General features: G+C 67.5%; 16 protein-coding genes. 1 reads left to right on the forward strand and 15 read right to left on the reverse strand.

Translation table 11 applies throughout. The features are described 5' to 3' along the window. Positions 1 to 48: 48 nt before the first annotated feature. Positions 49 to 1,002, reverse strand: coding sequence for a M23 family metallopeptidase (locus tag ABE543_RS14710; protein WP_053516446.1), 954 nt, complete (start codon positions 1,000 to 1,002; stop codon positions 49 to 51). Between the two features lie 12 nt (positions 1,003 to 1,014). On the opposite strand from ABE543_RS14710, the gene ABE543_RS14715 reads away from it, so the two are divergent. Further along, complete coding sequence (locus tag ABE543_RS14715) at positions 1,015 to 1,464, forward strand: DciA family protein (protein WP_053516447.1); 450 nt, start codon at positions 1,015 to 1,017, stop codon at positions 1,462 to 1,464. A 281-nt stretch (positions 1,465 to 1,745) separates the two neighbouring features. Here the strand turns inward: ABE543_RS14715 and lpxC are convergent, their stop codons facing one another. The 14 genes from lpxC to rsmH all read right to left on the reverse strand — a co-directional run bounded on the left by lpxC (position 1,746) and on the right by rsmH (position 18,092). Beyond that, entirely contained in the window at positions 1,746 to 2,657 is a 912-nt protein-coding gene (gene lpxC / locus ABE543_RS14720) for a UDP-3-O-acyl-N-acetylglucosamine deacetylase (protein ID WP_053516449.1), read from the reverse strand. Positions 2,658 to 2,845: 188 nt separating this feature from the next. Further along, complete coding sequence (gene ftsZ, locus ABE543_RS14725; RefSeq protein WP_053516450.1) at positions 2,846 to 4,081, reverse strand: cell division protein FtsZ; 1,236 nt, start codon at positions 4,079 to 4,081, stop codon at positions 2,846 to 2,848. A 161-nt stretch (positions 4,082 to 4,242) separates the two neighbouring features. Then, positions 4,243 to 5,478, reverse strand: a complete 1,236-nt coding sequence (gene ftsA / locus ABE543_RS14730) for a cell division protein FtsA (RefSeq protein ID WP_005408083.1) — start codon at positions 5,476 to 5,478, stop codon at positions 4,243 to 4,245. Continuing rightward, positions 5,475 to 6,224: a cell division protein FtsQ/DivIB gene (locus ABE543_RS14735; RefSeq protein ID WP_053516451.1), complete on the reverse strand. Its 750-nt coding sequence runs from the start codon at positions 6,222 to 6,224 to the stop codon at positions 5,475 to 5,477. Before ABE543_RS14735 ends, ftsA begins: the two co-directional genes overlap by 4 nt. Continuing rightward, positions 6,221 to 7,183 (reverse strand): D-alanine--D-alanine ligase, encoded by a 963-nt coding sequence (locus tag ABE543_RS14740; protein WP_346475834.1) that lies wholly within the window; start codon positions 7,181 to 7,183, stop codon positions 6,221 to 6,223. Before ABE543_RS14740 ends, ABE543_RS14735 begins: the two co-directional genes overlap by 4 nt. Next, positions 7,180 to 8,616 carry a UDP-N-acetylmuramate--L-alanine ligase gene (gene murC, locus ABE543_RS14745; RefSeq protein WP_053516454.1) on the reverse strand — a complete coding sequence of 479 codons (1,437 nt, stop codon included), beginning with the start codon at positions 8,614 to 8,616 and terminating at the stop codon, positions 7,180 to 7,182. Before murC ends, ABE543_RS14740 begins: the two co-directional genes overlap by 4 nt. Positions 8,617 to 8,656: 40 nt before the next feature. Continuing rightward, the gene (gene murG / locus ABE543_RS14750) at positions 8,657 to 9,745 is read right to left on the reverse strand and encodes an undecaprenyldiphospho-muramoylpentapeptide beta-N-acetylglucosaminyltransferase (RefSeq protein WP_065175811.1); all 1,089 of its coding nucleotides are present in this window, start codon (positions 9,743 to 9,745) and stop codon (positions 8,657 to 8,659) included. Beyond that, complete coding sequence (gene ftsW / locus ABE543_RS14755; RefSeq protein WP_065175812.1) at positions 9,742 to 11,058, reverse strand: putative lipid II flippase FtsW; 1,317 nt, start codon at positions 11,056 to 11,058, stop codon at positions 9,742 to 9,744. The genes murG and ftsW overlap by 4 nt, the downstream gene beginning before the upstream one ends. A 2-nt stretch (positions 11,059 to 11,060) precedes the next feature. Then, positions 11,061 to 12,146 carry a phospho-N-acetylmuramoyl-pentapeptide-transferase gene (gene mraY, locus ABE543_RS14760; protein WP_053516457.1) on the reverse strand — a complete coding sequence of 362 codons (1,086 nt, stop codon included), beginning with the start codon at positions 12,144 to 12,146 and terminating at the stop codon, positions 11,061 to 11,063. After that, positions 12,136 to 13,530, reverse strand: a complete 1,395-nt coding sequence (gene murF / locus ABE543_RS14765; RefSeq protein WP_253119408.1) for a UDP-N-acetylmuramoyl-tripeptide--D-alanyl-D-alanine ligase — start codon at positions 13,528 to 13,530, stop codon at positions 12,136 to 12,138. Before murF ends, mraY begins: the two co-directional genes overlap by 11 nt. Beyond that, complete coding sequence (locus tag ABE543_RS14770; RefSeq protein ID WP_346475835.1) at positions 13,527 to 15,026, reverse strand: UDP-N-acetylmuramoyl-L-alanyl-D-glutamate--2,6-diaminopimelate ligase; 1,500 nt, start codon at positions 15,024 to 15,026, stop codon at positions 13,527 to 13,529. The genes murF and ABE543_RS14770 overlap by 4 nt, the downstream gene beginning before the upstream one ends. Beyond that, complete coding sequence (locus ABE543_RS14775; protein ID WP_065182805.1) at positions 15,023 to 16,867, reverse strand: penicillin-binding transpeptidase domain-containing protein; 1,845 nt, start codon at positions 16,865 to 16,867, stop codon at positions 15,023 to 15,025. Before ABE543_RS14775 ends, ABE543_RS14770 begins: the two co-directional genes overlap by 4 nt. Further along, the gene (gene ftsL, locus ABE543_RS14780; protein ID WP_053516463.1) at positions 16,864 to 17,127 is read right to left on the reverse strand and encodes a cell division protein FtsL; all 264 of its coding nucleotides are present in this window, start codon (positions 17,125 to 17,127) and stop codon (positions 16,864 to 16,866) included. The genes ABE543_RS14775 and ftsL overlap by 4 nt, the downstream gene beginning before the upstream one ends. Continuing rightward, complete coding sequence (gene rsmH / locus ABE543_RS14785; RefSeq protein WP_053516464.1) at positions 17,124 to 18,092, reverse strand: 16S rRNA (cytosine(1402)-N(4))-methyltransferase RsmH; 969 nt, start codon at positions 18,090 to 18,092, stop codon at positions 17,124 to 17,126. Before rsmH ends, ftsL begins: the two co-directional genes overlap by 4 nt. Positions 18,093 to 18,094: the final 2 nt, after the last annotated feature.

Consider the following 18,094-nt stretch of genomic DNA (forward strand, 5'->3'; position numbering starts at 1 on the left):
GTTTCTGACCCCAAGGAGGGTGGCGCCGGGCCATGCCCGGCGCTGGAATCAGCCGCGGCTGATACGGCCGACCGGCGTGTTGCCGCCGTCGCCGAGGAACTTGCGCGGGTTGACCACGTTGCCGTTTTCCCACACCTCGAAGTGCACGTGGGCGCCGGTGGAGCGACCGGTGGAACCGGCCTTGGCCACTTCCTGGCCGGCACGGACCAGATCGCCGACCTTCACCACCAGGCGCGAATTGTGCGCGTAGCGGGTGACGTAGCCGTTGCCATGGTCGACATCGACGACGTTGCCGTAGCCGCCCTTGACGCCGGAGAAGCTGACCACGCCATCGGCCACGGCCATGACCGGATCGCCGACCCGGGCGTGGAAGTCCATGCCCTTGTGGGTGGCGGCACCGCGGCCGAAGGGGTCGGCACGGGTGCCGAAGCCGGACGTGACATAGCTGTTGCGGATCGGCATGCGCGAAGGCACGGCGTTCTGCTGCAGCTGGTGATCGAACATCAGCGATTCCATCACCGACAGCTGGCGGCCTGAAGCAGCGAAACGCTGCTCCAGCACCTGTAAGTCGGCGTTGACATCCTTGACCGGGATGTCCGAGGTCGGGCCGCCGGCATCGCCGTCACCCAGGCCGGGAGTTTCGTTGAAGTCGAACTCGCCATCTTCCAGCTTGCCCATCTGGGTCAGCCGTTCGCCCAGGGCGTTGAGGCGGGTGGCCTGCGCCTGCAGCTCGCCGAGGCGGGCCGCCAACGCGTTGACCTGGGTCTGCGCATCGCGCTGGACCTTGGCCAGTTCAGCCTCCTGGCGGTCGACCTTGGCCTGCAGCCGCGAATCGTTGAACGCGTTGGCGCCGATTCCGCCTGCAAAGCCGATAATGCAGCCTACCCCGAGCACGCTGCCCAGCAGGGCACGGGGGCGGTCCTCGAAATAGAACCGCAAACGCGTGAGCGCCGATTTGGCCTGACCTTCACGCGTTTTGATTACGATCTTTTTGAATGCCATCAGTGAGTTTTCATGTCTGAGCCGAAATCCAGCGTTCGCCCCGCTTCCGTGCCGAAACCGGCACTGGATGCGGTAATGGCGGACAAAAGCGGGAACCCGCTGCGGCGTGCCTTGTGGCTCGACGCGCTGGACCGTCAGTTGCGCCCCCAGTTGCCGCCACCTCTGCGCAGCCGTTGCCGGCTGGCCAATGTGGACGGGGAACACCTCGTTTTTCTCGTCGAGTCCCCGGTCTGGCATGCCAAGTTCCGGCTTGCCGAGGCCCAGCTTCTCGACGCGGCCCGGTCCATCGGGCTGAAGGCCACCAGGGTGACCATCAAGACTGCGTCCACCACTCCCTCACGCTCCCCAGCGATCGACAACCGGAATGGCCCCCACGCAGTTTCAGCCGCCACGCACAAAGGGCTACGCGACGCCTTGGCAGCCCTGCAGGATGTTCCTTCGAAGCCGAAGAAGCGGTCCTGAGGACAACGGAGCCTCCTGCTCCGCTCCCCGTCGCGCGTGTCACCGCAGCGTGAAACATTTCGGGGGCCGGGTCGCATCCTAGCGGTCCCCGGTGGACCTGTCGTTAGATTGTTGTTAAAACAACGTTAAATTCAGGCTTCCGATCCAACAGGTTCACGAAACCGTGACGACAGACCGACAGTCGCGTCACCTGCTGCGTCGTATCCATCGCAGCCTCCAGAAATGCGGACGCCGCCCTGAGAGGCGGCGTTTTTTCCTTTCAATTCAAAACGTTATGTGGATCAGGCGTAGGCCGGGGTGGCGTACTCGACCGGATCCGGTACCGCCGGCGAGTCATAGCTGACCCACTCCCACGCGCTGGCATCGGCCATCAGCGCGCGCACCAGCTTGTTGTTGAGCGCGTGACCGGACTTGAAGCCCTCGTAGGCGCCCAGCACCTGGCCACCGGCGAGGTAGAGGTCGCCGATCGCATCAAGGATCTTGTGGCGCACGAATTCGTCGGCGTAGCGCAGCCCGTCTTCGTTGAGCACGCGGAACTCGTCAAGCACGATGGCGTTGTCCATCGACCCGCCCAGGCCCAGATTGCGTTCACGCATGTACTCCAGGTCGCGCATGAAGCCGAAGGTGCGCGCGCGGGAGATTTCCTTGGTGTACGCCAGCGTGGAGAATTCGATTTCCTGGCGTGACTGCTTGGCCGGGATCATCGGGTGGTCGAACTGGATGGTGAAGCCCAGCTTGTACCCCTCGTAGGGCGTGAAGCGGGCCACCTTGTCACCCTCGGTCACTTCCACGGTCTTGAGCACGCGGATGAAGCGCTTGGGCGCATCCTGTTCCACGATGCCTGCCGACTGCAGCAGGAACACGAACGGGCCGGCCGAACCGTCCATGATCGGCAGCTCGGCCGAGGACAGCTCGACGATGATGTTGTCCACACCCAGGCCGGCCAGAGCCGACATCAGGTGTTCAACGGTCTGGACCTTGGCGTCGTTGCAGGTCAGGCCGGTGCACAGGGTCACTTCGGTGACCAGCTCCGCCTTGGCCGGCACTTCCACCACCGGATCCAGATCCACGCGGCGGAACACGATGCCGTGGTTGACCGGTGCCGGGCGCAGGGTCATGTAGACCTTGTCACCGCTGTGCAGGCCAACGCCGGTGGCGCGGATCGTGTTCTTGAGGGTGCGTTGCTGGATCATGGGGGCAGACCGGAAGTGACACCTTAGATTAACACGCGCACTCCCCTACCCCGGCTGAAACGGCGGCAGGACACACCGGCGCGCGGGTGGGACACGCGTGAAGGGCCGCCGGGCCTATCCTGGCCCGGCGCCCGCACTTCAGGACATGGTGGCGCGACCCGGGGAGGACAAGCCCCGGGCAGCTCCGCTCAGTCCGCCTGGCGGCGCAGGAACGCCGGGATGTCCAGGTAATCGTTCGGCAGTTCCGCCGCCGCCGGGGCCGAAGAGGCCGGGGCCGACGCGGTGGAGGCTGCCGCGGTATCGCTGCTGGCACGACGCAGGCCCAGGCCCATGCCGCCCACGGCCTTGGAGACCGCATCGCCACCCGTGTCGAACTCGCCGAACTCCGGCTGGCCGGTGGTGGCATTGCGCACCAGCTTGATCGGCGCACGCTCGCCCGGACGCTGGCTCTTGCTGGCCGACACGCGGTTCAGGCCGGTAGCCACCACCGTCACGCGCACTTCGTCCTGCATGTCCGGATCCAGCACGGTACCGACCACCACGGTGGCATCTTCGGACGCGAAGCCATCGATGGTGCGGCCGATCTCGTCGAACTCGGCCATGGTGAAGTCGGCGCCGGCGGTGATGTTGACCAGGATGCCGTTGGCACCGGCCAGGTTCACATCGTCCAGCAGCGGGTTCTGGATCGCCGCTTCGGCGGCAGCCTGGGCACGGTCATCGCCACGTGCGGTGCCGGTACCCATCATCGCCAGGCCCATTTCTGACATGACGGTGCGCACGTCGGCGAAGTCGACGTTGATCAGGCCCGGACGCACGATCAGGTCAGCGATGCCCTGCACGGCGCCCTGCAGCACGTCATTGGCGGCACGGAACGCCTGGATCATGGTCGCGTTGCGGCCCAGCACGGTGATCAGCTTCTCGTTCGGAATCGTGATCAACGAGTCGCAGTGCTGGCTCAGTTCCTCGATGCCCTTCAGCGCAACCTGCATGCGGCGACGGCCTTCGAACGGGAACGGCTTGGTGACCACGGCCACGGTCAGGATGCCCATTTCCTTGGCCAGCTGCGCCACCACCGGCGCCGCACCGGTGCCGGTGCCGCCGCCCATGCCGGCGGTGATGAACACCATGTCGGCGCCCTGCAGGGCGTCCATGATGCGCTCACGGTCTTCCAGGGCGGCCTGGCGGCCCACTTCCGGGTTCGCGCCTGCGCCCAGGCCCTTGGTCACGTTGGTGCCCAGCTGCAGCTGCAGCTTCGCACCGCAATTCTTGATGGCCTGCGAGTCGGTGTTGGCGGTGATGAACTCCACGCCGTCCACCGCCGAGTTGACCATGTGCGCCACGGCATTGCCGCCGCCGCCGCCCACGCCAACCACCTTGATCACCGCATTGGGTGCCATCTTTTCGATCAGTTCAAAATGCGCCATGTCCGTGTCCTCGTTGTATCCGCTTTCGATGGCATGGGCATTCGGGCGTCCTGCCGTCCTGCTGCATGCCGCCGTTGCGGCTGTGTGGGTTGTGTGTTGCCGGTGTTGCGTTGTGTTGCGGGTGTTGCATCCGGGCGATGCCCGGCGTTAAGGGTTCCGCGTCAGAACTCGCCGCGGAACCAGGTCTTGAGTTTCTTGAACATGCTGCCGGCGCGCCCGGTCGGCAGCGATGGCCGGCGCGGATGCTCGATCTGGCTGCCCATCAGCAGCAGGCCCACGCCGGTGGCGTGCACCGGGTTGCCGACCACTTCGCCCAGGCCGGTGACGTGCTGCGGAATGCCCACGCGCACCGGCATCTGCAGCATCTCTTCAGCCAGCTCGACCACGCCTTCCATCTTCGATGCACCGCCGGTGAGCACCATGCCCGCGCGCACCAGCTCTTCGAAGCCGGAGCGACGCAGTTCGGCCTGCACCATCTCGAAGATTTCCTCGTAGCGGCCCTGCACTGCCTGCGCCAGCGAATGGCGCGGCATGCGCCGCGGCGGGCGATCACCCACCGACGGCACCTGGATGCTCTCCTCGGCAGTGGCCAGCTGGGCCAGGGCGCAGGCGTAGCGCACCTTGATCTGCTCGGCTTCCGGGGTCGGCGTGCGCAGCATGTGCGCGATGTCGTTGGTGACGTGGTCGCCGGCAATCGGCAGCGATGCGGTGTGGCAGATCGCGCCCTGCACGAACACCGCGATGTCGGTGGTGCCTGCGCCCATGTCGACGAGCACCACGCCCAGCTCGCGTTCGTCGGCGGTCAGCACCGCCACGCTGGAGGCCAGCGAGGACAGCACCAGATCATCCACCTGCAGGCCGCAGCGCTGCACGCACTTGCTGATGTTGGCGGCGGCGGACTGCGCGCACACCACCAGGTGCGCATGCACTTCCAGGCGCACACCGGTCATGCCCACCGGGTTGCGGATGCCTTCCTGCGAATCATCCAGCACGTACTCGCGCGGGATCGCATGCAGGATCTTCTGGTCAGCCGGAATCGCCACCGCCTTGGCAGCGTCGAGCACGCGGTCCAGGTCGCCCCAGGTCACCTCGCCATCGCGGATCGGCACGATGCCCGGCGAGTTCTTGCACTGCACATGGTTGCCGGAGATCGAGGCGTAGACCGAACGGATCTCGCAGCCGGCCATCAGCTCGGCCTCTTCGACCGCACGCTGGATCGACTGCACGGTCGATTCGATGTCCACCACCACGCCGCGCTTGAGGCCGCGCGACTCGTGCGATCCGATGCCGATCACTTCGATCGGGTTGCCCGGCGAATACTCGCCCACCAGCGCCACCACCTTGGAGGTGCCGATATCCAGGCCGACGATCAGCGATTTGTCACCCTTGCGATTCATGTCCTTTCCTGCGTCCTTCTTGCCGGGGTCGCCGGCGCGTCAGCCGGCGCGGCCGGGGTGCCCCAGCTCAGCGTGAAACCATTGGTGTAACGGAGATCGGCGCGCTCGATCGGCGCAGCCTGGTTGGCCAGTTGTGGCAGCACGCGCACGAAGCGCTGCAGGCGCGAACGGGCGTCATCGCGTCCGACCACCACTTCGGTGCCATTGCTCAGCACCAGCGACCAGCTGCCGCGCGCGTCCATGGTCAGCCGGCGCACGTCGACGCCGGCAGGCGCGAACAGCGCGCGTGAATCGTTGTACAGCTTGACCACTTCCTCGGTCTGGCTGTCGGGGCCATCCAGCTCGGGCAGCTGCAGGTCGGCCAGCTTCTTCGGCGTGGGGAACAGCTTGCCCTGCTCGGACAGCAGGCGACCCTCGCCCCAGCGGGCGAAAGGCTTGTGCTCGACCAGGGTCACTTCCAGCACGTCAGGCCACTGCTTGCGCACCTGCGCGCTTTCCACCCACGGCAGCTTCTCCAGTGCGTCCTGCGCATCCTGCAGCTTGACGGCGAAGAACCCGGCACGCGCATACGGCAACAGCACCTGCTGCAGCTGCTCGGCCGGCACGCGCTTGAATTCACCGTGCACGCGCAGCTTCGCCAGCGGCCAGCGCTCGGCGCCGACCCAGCCATTGACCACGGCCACCACCGGCAGTGCCACCACCGACAGCGCCAGAAGCCAGACGAAGATGCGCAGCACCGCGTTCATGCGTGGCCAGCCTCCAGGGTCTGTTCAAGCACGCGCCACACCAGCTCCTCGAAGCCGATGCCGGCCTGGCGGGCCGCCTTGGGCACCAGCGAGTGGCTGGTCATGCCGGGCGCGGTGTTCACTTCCAGCAGGAAGAAGCGGCCACTGGCCCGGTCACGCATCACGTCCACGCGCCCCCAGCCACGGCAGCCGGCGGCGCGGAACGCGGCCAGCGCGATGCGACGGATCTCGTCCTCGGCCTCGCCGTCAAGGCCCGGGCACAGGTACTGGGTATCTTCTGCGATGTACTTGGCGTTGTAGTCGTACCACTGGCCCTTGGGCACGATGCGGATCGACGGCAGTGCGACGTCGCCAAGGATGCCGACGGTCAGCTCGTCGCCGACCACCATCTGCTCCATCAGCAGCTGGCCGTCGTAGCGCGCGGCCAACGCCACCGCCTCGTCCAGGCCGGCTTCGTCGGTCACCCGGCTGATGCCCACGCTGGAGCCTTCGTTGGCCGGCTTGACCACCACCGGCAGGCCCAGCTCGCGCGCCTGTGCGTGGACGGTCTCGGCAGTGACCTTCCGGTACTGCGGGGTGGGTAAACCGACCGAGAGCCACACCTGCTTGGTGCGGATCTTGTCCATGCTCAATGCCGAACCCAGCACGTCCGAGCCGGTGTACGGCACGCCGAAGGCGTCCATCAGGCCCTGCACGATGCCATCCTCTCCGCCACCGTTGTGGCCGTGCAGGATGTTGAACACGCGATCGATGCCGCCGCCGGCCAATGCCCGGGCCAGGGCCGGAATGCCGTCCACGGCGAACGCATCGACGCCGCGCGACTGCAGCGCCTCCAGCACGTTGCGGCCGGAATCCAGCGACACCTCGCGCTCGCTGGAGGTACCGCCGAGCAGCACGGCGACGCGACCGAACGCGGCCGGGTCGGTACTGCGCAGCGGCGGGAAGGTCAGCGTGCTCACGCCTCGCCCTCCGCCTTGAAGCCTTCCACTGCGATGTGGGTGGCGACGGCGCCGATATCGCCGGCCCCCATCATCAGCAGCAGGTCACCATCCTGCAGCACGTCCGGCAGCACGCTCGCCAGCTCGGCGGCCTTGCCCACCACCACCGGCTCGCTGCGGCCGCGGGCGCGGATGGCGCGTGCCAGCGCATGCGAATCGGCACCTGCGATCGGCTCCTCGCCTGCCGGGTAGACCTCGCTCAGTACCAGCGCGTCGACGCTGGACAGCACTGCAGCGAACTTGTCGAACTGGTCGCGGGTGCGGCTGTAGCGGTGGGGCTGGAACGCGACCACCAGGCGCTTGTCGGCCCAGCCGCCGCGGGCAGCGGCGAACACCGCCTCCAGTTCGCTCGGGTGATGACCGTAATCATCGATGATCCGCACCCTGGCACCGCTGGCGGTGGTGACTTCGCCCAGGTCATTGAAGCGACGGCCGACGCCGGCGAAGGCCTCCAGCGCACGGGCAATTGCATCCGGTGCCACGCCCAGCTGCCAACCGACCGCAGCGGCGGCCAGCGCGTTGAGCACGTTGTGCCGGCCCGGCAGTGCCAGCACCACTTCCTGGCTGGTGCCCTGCGGCAGGCGCAGGGTGAAGCGCATGCGCGAGCCCTCCTGCACCACGTTCTCGGCGCGCACGTCGGCCTGCGGGCTCATGCCGTAGCTCATGACGTGGCGCGGCGTCCTAGCGGCCAGTGCAGCCACTTCCGGATCGTCGATGCACAGTACCGCCAGCCCGTAGAACGGCAGGCGCTGCAGGAACTCGGCGAATGCGGCCTGCACCCGGGCGAAGTCGTTGCCGTAGTTTTCCAGGTGGTCCGCATCGATGTTGGTGATGATCGACATCAGCGGATTCAGGCGCAGGAAGCTGCCATCGCTCTCATCGGCCTCTGCCACCAGCCACTGCCCACCGCCCAGCTTGGCATTGGCGCCGGCGGCCAGCAGCTGGCCACCGATCACGAAGGTCGGGTCCAGGCCGCCCTCGCTCAGCACCGCTGCCGTCAGGCTGGTGGTGGTGGTCTTGCCATGGGTGCCGGCCACGGCGATGCCGCGCCGGAAGCGCATCAGCTCGGCCAGCATCGCCGCACGCGGCATGATCGGAATGCGCTGGCTGCGCGCCTCCATCAGCTCCGGGTTGTCTTCGCGGATCGCGCTGGACACCACCACGCAGTCGGTGCCCAGCACATTGGCCGCCGAATGGCCACGCATGATGCGTGCGCCCAGGCCGGCCAAGCGGCGGGTGGCCGCATTGTCGGCATTGTCCGAACCGGACACTTCATAACCCAGCGTCAGCATCACTTCGGCGATGCCGCTCATGCCGGTGCCGCCGATGCCGACGAAGTGCACGCGCGGGAAGGCGCGCACCAGGTCGTTGGTGTCGTGCAGGCGACGGATCATGCGCGGCCTCGCGCAGGGCAGGCGCGCTGGCATGCCTTCTTCATACAGCTTCCTCGAGAATGATATCGGCGATGCGCTCGGCGGCATCGACCTTGGCCAGGGCACGCGCGGCTTGCGCCATCTGCATGCGGCGGCCGGGATTTTCGGACAGATCGCGCAGCAGTGCGGCAATGCCGTCTGCCAGCGTTCCGTCCTGCTTCAGCAAAACCGCCGCGCCGCGCTCGACCAGATACTCCGCGTTGCGGGTCTGGTGATCGTCGACGGCGGCGGGGAATGGCACCAGCACGCTGCCGACACCGACCGCGCACAGCTCGGCCAGGGTCGATGCCCCGGCACGGCACACGACCAGGTCGGCCCACGCGAATGCCTCGGCCATGTCCGCGATGAACGGCGTGATCTGCGCCTGCACGCCCGCCTTGGCATAGGCCTCGACCGCTTCGGCGTGCAGCTTCTCGCCGCTCTGGTGGCGCACCTGCACCGGCACTTCCGCACCGAGCGCTGCGATGGCCTGCGGCACGCCGCTGTTGAGTGCGCGCGCACCCTGGCTGCCACCCACCACCAGCACGCGCAACGGACCGTGGCGATCGGCGAAACGCTGTTCCGGCGGCGCGATCGCGGCGATCTCCGCGCGCACTGGATTGCCCACCGCTTCTTCACCCTTGGCGAAGGTGCCCGGGAACCCGGTCAGCAGGCGGCGCGAGTAGCGCGACAGGATGCGGTTGGTCATGCCGGGTGCGCGGTTCTGCTCGTGCACCAGCAGTGGCAGCCCATGCAGGCGGGTGGCCATGCCACCGGGTCCCGAGGCGAATCCGCCGAAGGCAATCACCGCACGCGGCTGGCGACGGCGGATGATCATGCCGGCCGCACGCAACGCGCGCATCAGCCGCCACGGTGCGCCCAGCAGTGCCAGCTTGCCCTTGCCACGCAGGCCGGTGATGGACAGCGTGTCGATCGGAATGTCGTGCTGCGGCACCAACCGGGTTTCCATCGCGCCTTCGGCGCCCATCCAGGTGACCGGCACGCCACGCTCGCGCAGCACGCGGGCCACGGCCAGCCCCGGGAAGATATGCCCGCCGGTACCACCGGCCAGGATCATCACCGGGCGCACATTGTGGTCGGCGGCGCTCATCCGAGCCTCCCGAAAGTCGGTTCGACGCGGGACTGCAGGCGGCTGGTGCCACGCACGGCAGGGCCCGCGCCGGCAGGCGCGTCCGCGCCCATCGGCAGCGACCCCGCGGACGGGGCGGACGGCTCTTCGGCCGGTGCGGTGGCAGCATCGTCGCCGCCGCCGATGCGCACGGCCTGGCGGCGCTCGGCACGCTTCAGCTCGTAGGACACGCGCAGCAGCAGGCCCATCGCCACGCAGGTCATCAGGACCGACGAACCGCCCGAGGAGATCAGCGGCAGGGTCAGGCCCTTGGTCGGCAGGATGCCCAGGTTCACGCCGATCGAAACGAAGGTCTGCATGCTGATCCACAGGCCGATGCCGAAGGCGATGTAGCCGGAGAAGTGGCGCTTCATTTCCACGCAGCGCATGCCCAGCCAGAAGGTGCGGCCGACCAGCAGCGCGAACAGGGCGATGATGACGCAGGTGCCCATGAAGCCGAATTCCTCGGCGGTCACCGAGAAGATGAAGTCGGTATGTGCTTCGGGCAGGTAGTACAGCTTCTGTACCGAATTGCCGAGGCCGACGCCGGTCCACTCGCCGCGCCCCACCGCCATCAGCGCGTTGGACAGCTGGTAGCCGTCGCCCTGCTGGTCGGCCCACGGGTCCAGGAACGAGGTGATGCGGCGCATGCGGTACGGCTCGATGATCGCCAGCGCGCTCATGCCGACCAGGCCGATGATCACCGGCATCGACATGCGCGGCATGTTGACTCCGCCCAGCACCAGCATGCCGGCCGTGATCGCCAGCAGCAGGGTCGACGAACCGAAGTCGGGCTGCAGCAGCAGCAGCACCACCAGCGCACCGGCCACGCCCAGCGGCTTGAGCATCGCCGGCCAGGTCGCGTTGACCTCGTCGCGGAAGCGCACCAGGTAGCTGGACAGCCAGACGATGTACAGCACCTTCACCGCTTCCACGGTCTGGAACTTGGAGACCCCCAGGTTGATCCAGCGGCGGGCACCATTGACGCTGCTGCCCAGACCGGGAATGAACACCACCAGCAGCAGTGCGAAGCAGCCCAGCAGCAGCACCTGGTTGTACTGCTCGATGGACTTCAGCTCGGTACGCGCGGCAATGGCCGCCAGCACGATGCCGATCGCCAGGAACACCAGGTGGCGGTTGAGGTAGTAGAACGGGCTGCTCATCAACGCGATCGAGCTCGACGCCACCATCACCACGCCCAGCCCGGTGAGCGCGAGCATCGCACCCAGCAGCCACTTGTCGTAGCTGCCTTCGATGGCTTCGAGGCGTGTTGCCTGGCGGGACAGGTCGTTCATCGTCAGCGCACCTTCAACGTGGCCAGGCCGATCAGCACGAGCACGACGGAGATGATCCAGAAGCGCACGATCACCCGCGGCTCCGGCCAGCCCTTCAGTTCGAAATGGTGGTGGATCGGCGCCATGCGGAACACGCGCTTGCCGGTCAGCTTGAACGAGGCGACCTGGATCATCACCGACAGGGTCTCGATGACGAATACGCCGCCCATGATCACCAGCACCAGTTCCTGGCGGGTGATCACCGCGATCGTGCCCAGCACCGCGCCCAGCGCCAGCGCGCCGATGTCGCCCATGAAGACCATCGCCGGATAGGTGTTGAACCACAGGAAGCCCAGCCCGGCGCCCGCGATGGCGGCGCAGATGATGACCAGCTCACCGGCACCGGGAATCTGCGGGATCTGCAGGTAGTTGGCGAACACCACGTTGCCGGAGGCGTAGGCGAACACGCCCAGCGCGCAGGCGACCAGCACGGTGGGCATGATCGCCAGGCCGTCCAGGCCATCGGTCAGGTTGACCGCGTTGGAGAAGCCGACGATCCAGAAGTAGGCGATGGTCACGAAGCCGATGCCGGCCAGCGGCAGCGCCACCGACTTGAACATCGGAATGTAGAAGGTCAGTGCGGCAGGCACATCGGCGGTATAGAACAGGAACAGGCCGGCGGCCAGTCCGAAGATCGACTGCAGCAGGTACTTCCAGCGCGACTTCAGGCCGTTCGGGTCGCGGCGGACGATCTTGATCCAGTCGTCGTACCAGCCGATCGCGCCGAAGCACAGCATCACGGCCAGCACCAGCCAGACGTAGCGGTTGCGGAGGTCGGCCCACATCAGCACCGACAGGGTGACGGTCAGCAGGATCAGCGAACCGCCCATGGTCGGCGTGCCGGCCTTGGAGAAATGGGTCTGCGGGCCGTCCTTGCGGATCGGCTGGCCGCCCTTGAACTGGGCAAGCTTGCGGATCATCGCCGGGCCGAGCCACAGCGACAGGAACAGGGCCGTCAACGCGGCAAGGATGGCGCGGAACGTCTGGTAGTTGAACAGCCCGAACAGGCTCTCCAACTGCTGCAACCATCGAGCCAGTTCATACAACATGCGGGGATTCCTCTCCTTGCGCCAGCAGCGCTTTGACGATCGTGTCCATGGCGCTGCCACGGGAACCCTTGACCAGGCAGCGCACGCCGGCGTGCAGCTCGTCCTTCAACGCCTGCGACAGCGCGTCATGGGTGGCGAATTGGCGGCCGCCTTCGCCGAACGCGGCGGCGGCGGCGGCACTGAGCGGACCGAGCGCATACAGGCGCTTCAGCCCTGCGGCGCGCGCGCGGACGCCGGCCTGCGCGTGCAGCGACTGCGCATCCGGGCCAAGCTCACGCATGTCACCCAGCACCAGCCAGCCCTCTTCCGGGGCGGCCGCCAGCGCATCGATGGCGGCGGCCAGCGAACCGGGATTGGCGTTGTAGCTGTCGTCCACCAGCACCGCACCATTGCGCAACTGGTGGGCGATCTGGCGTCCGGGCACCGGCTGTGCGTCGGCCAGGCCGGCGGCGACCCATGCCAGGTCGATGCCGGCGGCCAGCGCCAGGCTGGCGGCAGCAAGCGCATTGCTGACGTTGTGGCGGCCCGGCAGGCCCAGCACCACGCGTGCTTCGCCCATCGGCGAGACCAGCGTGAACTGGCTGCCCTGCGCACCGGCGCGGATGTCACGCGCGGTGATGTCGGCGGTGTGTTCCAGGCCGTAACGCAGCACGCGGCAGCGCGGCGGGACGCCGACGAAGTGCTGCTCGAACCAGCGTCCGTAGGCATCATCGACATTGATCACCGCCACGCCGTCGGCCGGCAGTGCGGCGTAGATGGCGCCCTTGGTGGTGGCCACGCCGAGCAGACTGCCCATCCGCTCGAGATGCGCAGGCGCGATGTTGTTGACCAGCGCATAGCGCGGGCGGGCGATATCGGTCAGGTAGGCGATGTCGCCCGGCTTGCCGGCGCCCATCTCGTAGATGGCGTAGTCGGCATCTTCCGGCGCATCGATCACCGCCAGCGGCAGGCCGATCTCGTTGTTGCGGTTGCCCGGGTTGGCATAGACCACCTTGTGCGCGTGCTGTGCCACCTGTTGCAGGATGGCCAGCAGCAGGCTCTTCACGCTGGTCTTGCCGTTGCTGCCGGTGATCGCGAACACCTCGGTGCTGCGGTCGCGCTGCATGCCCGTGGCGATCTTCGCCAGCGCCAGTTCGCTGTCGGCGACCAGCACCTGCGGCAGCTCGACCGGCAGCAGGCGCTCGACCAGCAGCGCGCTGGCGCCACGGGCCTGCGCGTCGGCGGCGAAGTCATGGCCATCGAAGCGCTCGCCACGCAGGGCCACGTACAGGCTGCCCGGGCCAAGACTGCGGGTATCGTTGCTGATGGCATCGATGGCGACATCGTCGCCGTGGATCTCGCCGCCGGCCCAGTGCGCGATCAGCGACAGCAGGGTGCGCTTCATCGTGCACCCTCCGCCGCCAGCACACCGGCCTTGGCAGCCAGTGCAGCGGCCGCCACTTCGGTATCGTCGAAGTCGTGGCGTACGCCCTTGATCTCCTGGTAGGGCTCATGGCCCTTGCCGGCGATCAGGATGATGTCGCCGGCACCGGCGCGCTTCACGGCCAGGCCGATCGCGCGCGCACGGTTGCGCTGCACGGTCACCGCGCCGGCATCGGTGAATCCTGCAAGGATGTCGGCGACGATGCGGTCACCGTCCTCGCCACGCGGGTTGTCATCGGTGACGATGACCTGGTTGGCCAGCCGCTCGGCAATGGCCGCCATCTGCGGGCGCTTGCCGGTGTCACGTTCACCGCCACAGCCGAACACACAGTACAGCGTGCCCTGCAGATGCCCGTGCAGGCTGTCCAGTGCCTGTTCCAGTGCATCCGGCGTGTGCGCGTAGTCGATGACCACGGTCGGCAGGCCCTGCTCGCCGCCAAGGCGGTTCATGCGGCCGCGGATCGGCTGCAGCGCCGACACTACCTCGGCGATACGCGGCAGTGACTGGCCCTGTGCGTGCAGGGTGCCGGCCACGGCCAGCAGGTTGTCGACGTTGAAGCGGCCCAGCAGCGGCGATCGGACAGCTGCGCGCTGTCCTTCGATCACCAGGTCGAAGGCGATGCCACGGCCATCAAGCTGCAGCGCGTCGGCGAGCACGACGGCGCCGTCGGTACCGCGCGAGCTCAGGCCGATCGGCAGCACGCCGGCCGGCAGGTCGGCGAACAGCTGACGCCCGAACGCGTCGTCGAGGTTGATCACCGCGGCCTTCAGGCCAGGACGATGGAACAGGCGGGCCTTGGCCGCGCCGTAGCTGGCCATGTCGCCGTGGTAATCGAGATGATCGCGGGTGAGGTTGGTGAACACGGCCACGTCGTAATGCACGGCATCGACGCGGCCCTGGTCCAGCGCATGTGAACTGACTTCCATCGCCACCGCACGCGCACCCTGGTCGCGCAGCTGCGCCAGCAGGGCATGCATCTGCAGCACCAGCGGCGTGGTGAAGCCGGTCGGCTCGACCGCGCCGTAAAGTCCAGCACCCAGCGTGCCGATACTGCCACTGGGCGTTCCCAGCAGATGCCAGGCCTGGGCCAGCAGCTGCACGGTGGACGTTTTGCCGTTGGTACCGGTGACACCCACCATCGCCATTGCCCGCGACGGTGCACCGTGGAACTGGTCAGCCATTGCGCCCATGCGTGCGCGCAGGCCCGGCACCGCGATGGCATCGGCCGGTGCGGGCAGATCGTCCGGTGCCGGTGGCTCGAACAGGATCGCGCCGGCGCCCGCCGCGCGCGCCTGATCGACGAAGCCCAGGCCATGTGCGCCGAAGCCGGCGATGGCCACGAAGGCATTGCCGGGGCGTACGGCACGGCTGTCCAGCACCAGGCCGGTCAGAACGGGATCATGGCCCGCCAGGGCCACGTCCGGAAGCAACTGCGAAAGCAACATCGAAGGGCTCATTGCGTGCCTCCCGTGGCGGGCGGCGTCTGGACCTGCGCGCTGGGCAGCGCGGCATCGAATTCGGCGGCGGCATCAACCGGCAACGCGGTCTCGGCCGGCGGGGCCGGCAGGATCGAGGCCGAGTGCCCCATCTTTCCGGACTGCTGCGCGGCCAGCCACGACTGCAGGTCGTCCAGCGGCACATCCATCAGGCGCAGAGTGCCTTCCATCACGTTGTGATAGACCGGCGCCGACACCAGGCCGCCGTAGAACTTGCCGGCCTGCGGATCATTGATGACGATGACAGTGGCGAAGCGCGGGTTGGTGGCGGGCACCACGCCGGCGAACAGCGCGTTGTAGTGACCGCGCTCGTAGCCGCCGGGGCCGGCCTTGCGCGCAGTACCAGTCTTGCCGGCGACGTGGTAGCCCAGGACCGCCGCCTGCTTGGCGCCGCCCTGGGTGACCACCGTTTCCATCATCGCCACCACCTGCTTGGCGACGTTCTCGTCGATGATCTGCTGGCCTTCGTTGCGCTGCCCCTTGACGAAGGTCGGTGCGATCAGACGACCACCGTTGGCCAGCGCCGAGTACGCGGTGGCGATCTGCAACGGCGTGACCGACAGGCCGTAGCCATAGGACATGGTGGTCTTGGTGGTTCCCGACCAACGGCCCGGACGCATCACCACACCTCCCGACTCACCCGGGAAACCGCTGTGCGGTACCGAGCCGTAGCCGAAGCGCCGCACACCGTCATAGAAGGTCTGGTCGGGCATCTTCGCCGCGACCTTGGCGGCACCCACGTTGGAGCTGCGGGTGATCACGCCGGTCACGTTCAGTACCCCGTTGTTGCGCGGCACGTCGCGGATGGTGAAGCGGCCCAGGGTCATGTAACCCGGATTGGTGTCGACGATGGTGTCCTTGGTCACCACGCCTGCCTGCAGCGCGGTGGCGATGGTCAACGGCTTCATCGTCGAGCCCGGTTCGACCAGATCGGTCACCGCGCGATTGCGGCGCGAATCGGGCAACGCACCGGTCAGCGAGTTCGGGTTGTAGGTCGGCAGGTTGACCATGGCCAGGATCTCGCCGGTGGTCACGTCCATGATGACCATCGAACCGCCGGCCGCCTTGTTGGCCACCAGCGCATTGCGCAGTTCCTTGAAGGCCAGGTACTGGATGCGGCGATCGATGCTGAGGGTCAGGTCCTTGCCCGGTTCGGCGGCACGCAGCAGATCGCTCTCGACGGTCTCGCCCTTGCGGTTGCGGATCACCCGCTTCGCGCCCGGCTTGCCGCGCAGCCATTCGTCGAACGCCAGTTCCAGGCCTTCCTGGCCGCGGTCGTCGATGTTGGTGAAACCCAGCACATGCGCCATCGCTTCGCCCTGCGGGTAGAAGCGGCGGAACTCGCGCTGCGCGGCCACGCCTGGAATCTTCAGCGCGACCACCTTTTCTGCCTCGTCCGGATTGATCCGGCGACGCAGGTACATGAATTCCTTGTCCGACTTCTGCGACAGGCGGCTGCTCAGCTCGTCCACCGACATGCCCACGGCCTGCGCCAGTTCGGGAATGCGGTCAGGGGCGCGCAGCAGGTCCTGCGGGTTCACCCAGATCGAGGCCACCGGGGTGGAGACCGCCAGCGGTTCGCCGTTGCGGTCGGTGATCATGCCGCGCGAGGTCTTGATCGGCAGCTCGCGCAGGTAGCGGGCCTCGCCCTGGCGCTGGTAGAAATCGCTGTTGATGATCTGCACGTAGGCCGCGCGGCCGACCAGCGACACCGAACACAGGCCGAGCGCCAGTGCCACCCAGCGCAGGCGCTGGCGCAGGTTGAAGGCGTTGCGTGGACGGTTGCGGCCGGTCTTGCTCATGGGCGCACCACCACTACGTCGGCGGCTTCGGGGAACTTCATGCCCAGCTTTTCACGGGCGATGCGGTCGACGCGGTTGGCTTCGGCCAGGGTGGCCTGTTCCAGCTGCAGGCGGCCGAATTCGATGTTCAGGTCATCGCGCGCACGCTCGGCGCGCGACAGCTCGATGAACGTCTGCCGGTGGCGGTGGCGCACGAACACCACGCCGATCGCCGAGGCCACGGTGGAGGCCAGCAGAATGATCAGCAGCAGGCGGCTCATGCGTCGGCCTCCCGCTTCTGGGCCACGCGCAGCACGGCGCTGCGCGCGCGCGGGTTGGCGGCCAGTTCGTCGTCCGTGGCCTTGATGGCCCCGCCGATCAGGTCCAGGGTCGGCACGAACGCGACCGCTTCAGGCAGGCGGCGGTTGGCAGGCGGCGCCTTGGCCAGACGGTTCATGTACTGCTTGACGATACGGTCTTCCAGCGAATGGAAGCTGATGACCGCCAGCCGGCCGCCGGGCTTGAGCCGCTCCACCGCCGCGTCGAGCCCGGCCTCCAGATCGGCCAGCTCGCGGTTGATGTGGATGCGGATGGCCTGGAAACTGCGGGTGGCCGGATGGATCTTGTCCTTGCCACGGGGCATCACCGACGCGATCAGTTCGGCCAGTTCGGCGGTGCGGGAGAACGGCTGCTTCTCGCGGCGGGCAACGATGGCGCGGGCGATGCGCCGGCTCTGCCGCTCTTCGCCGTAGGTCCACAGCACGTCGGCGATCTCGCGCTCTTCGACGCGGTTGATCCACTGCGCGGCACTTTCGCCGCTGTCCGGATCCATGCGCATGTCCAGCGGGCCGTCCTTGCCGAAGCTGAAACCACGTTCGGCCACGTCCAGCTGCGGTGAGGACACGCCGAGATCGAACAGCACGCCATCCAGGCCTTCGGCCGTCTCGTTCCACTGCAGCAGCTGGGCGAAGCTGCCACGGAAAATCGACACGCGCGGGTCCGGCGCGAAGTCGCGCTCGGCCACAGCGATGGCTTCCGGATCCTTGTCCATGACCAGCAGGCGTCCCTCCGGCCCCAACTGGGTGAGCACGCCACGTGCGTGACCGCCACGACCGAACGTGCCATCCAGATAACGTCCGTTTTCGATCACCCTCAGGCCGTCCAGGACCTGGGTGTACAGGACCGGCAGGTGCACCGCCGGCGACTGCGACACCGGAAGGTGACCGGCCTGCGCTTCTGGGCGCATCC

The sequence above is a fragment of the Stenotrophomonas sp. TWI169 genome, from assembly GCF_039674705.1.
Taxonomy (GTDB): Bacteria; Pseudomonadota; Gammaproteobacteria; order Xanthomonadales; family Xanthomonadaceae; genus Stenotrophomonas; species Stenotrophomonas maltophilia_P.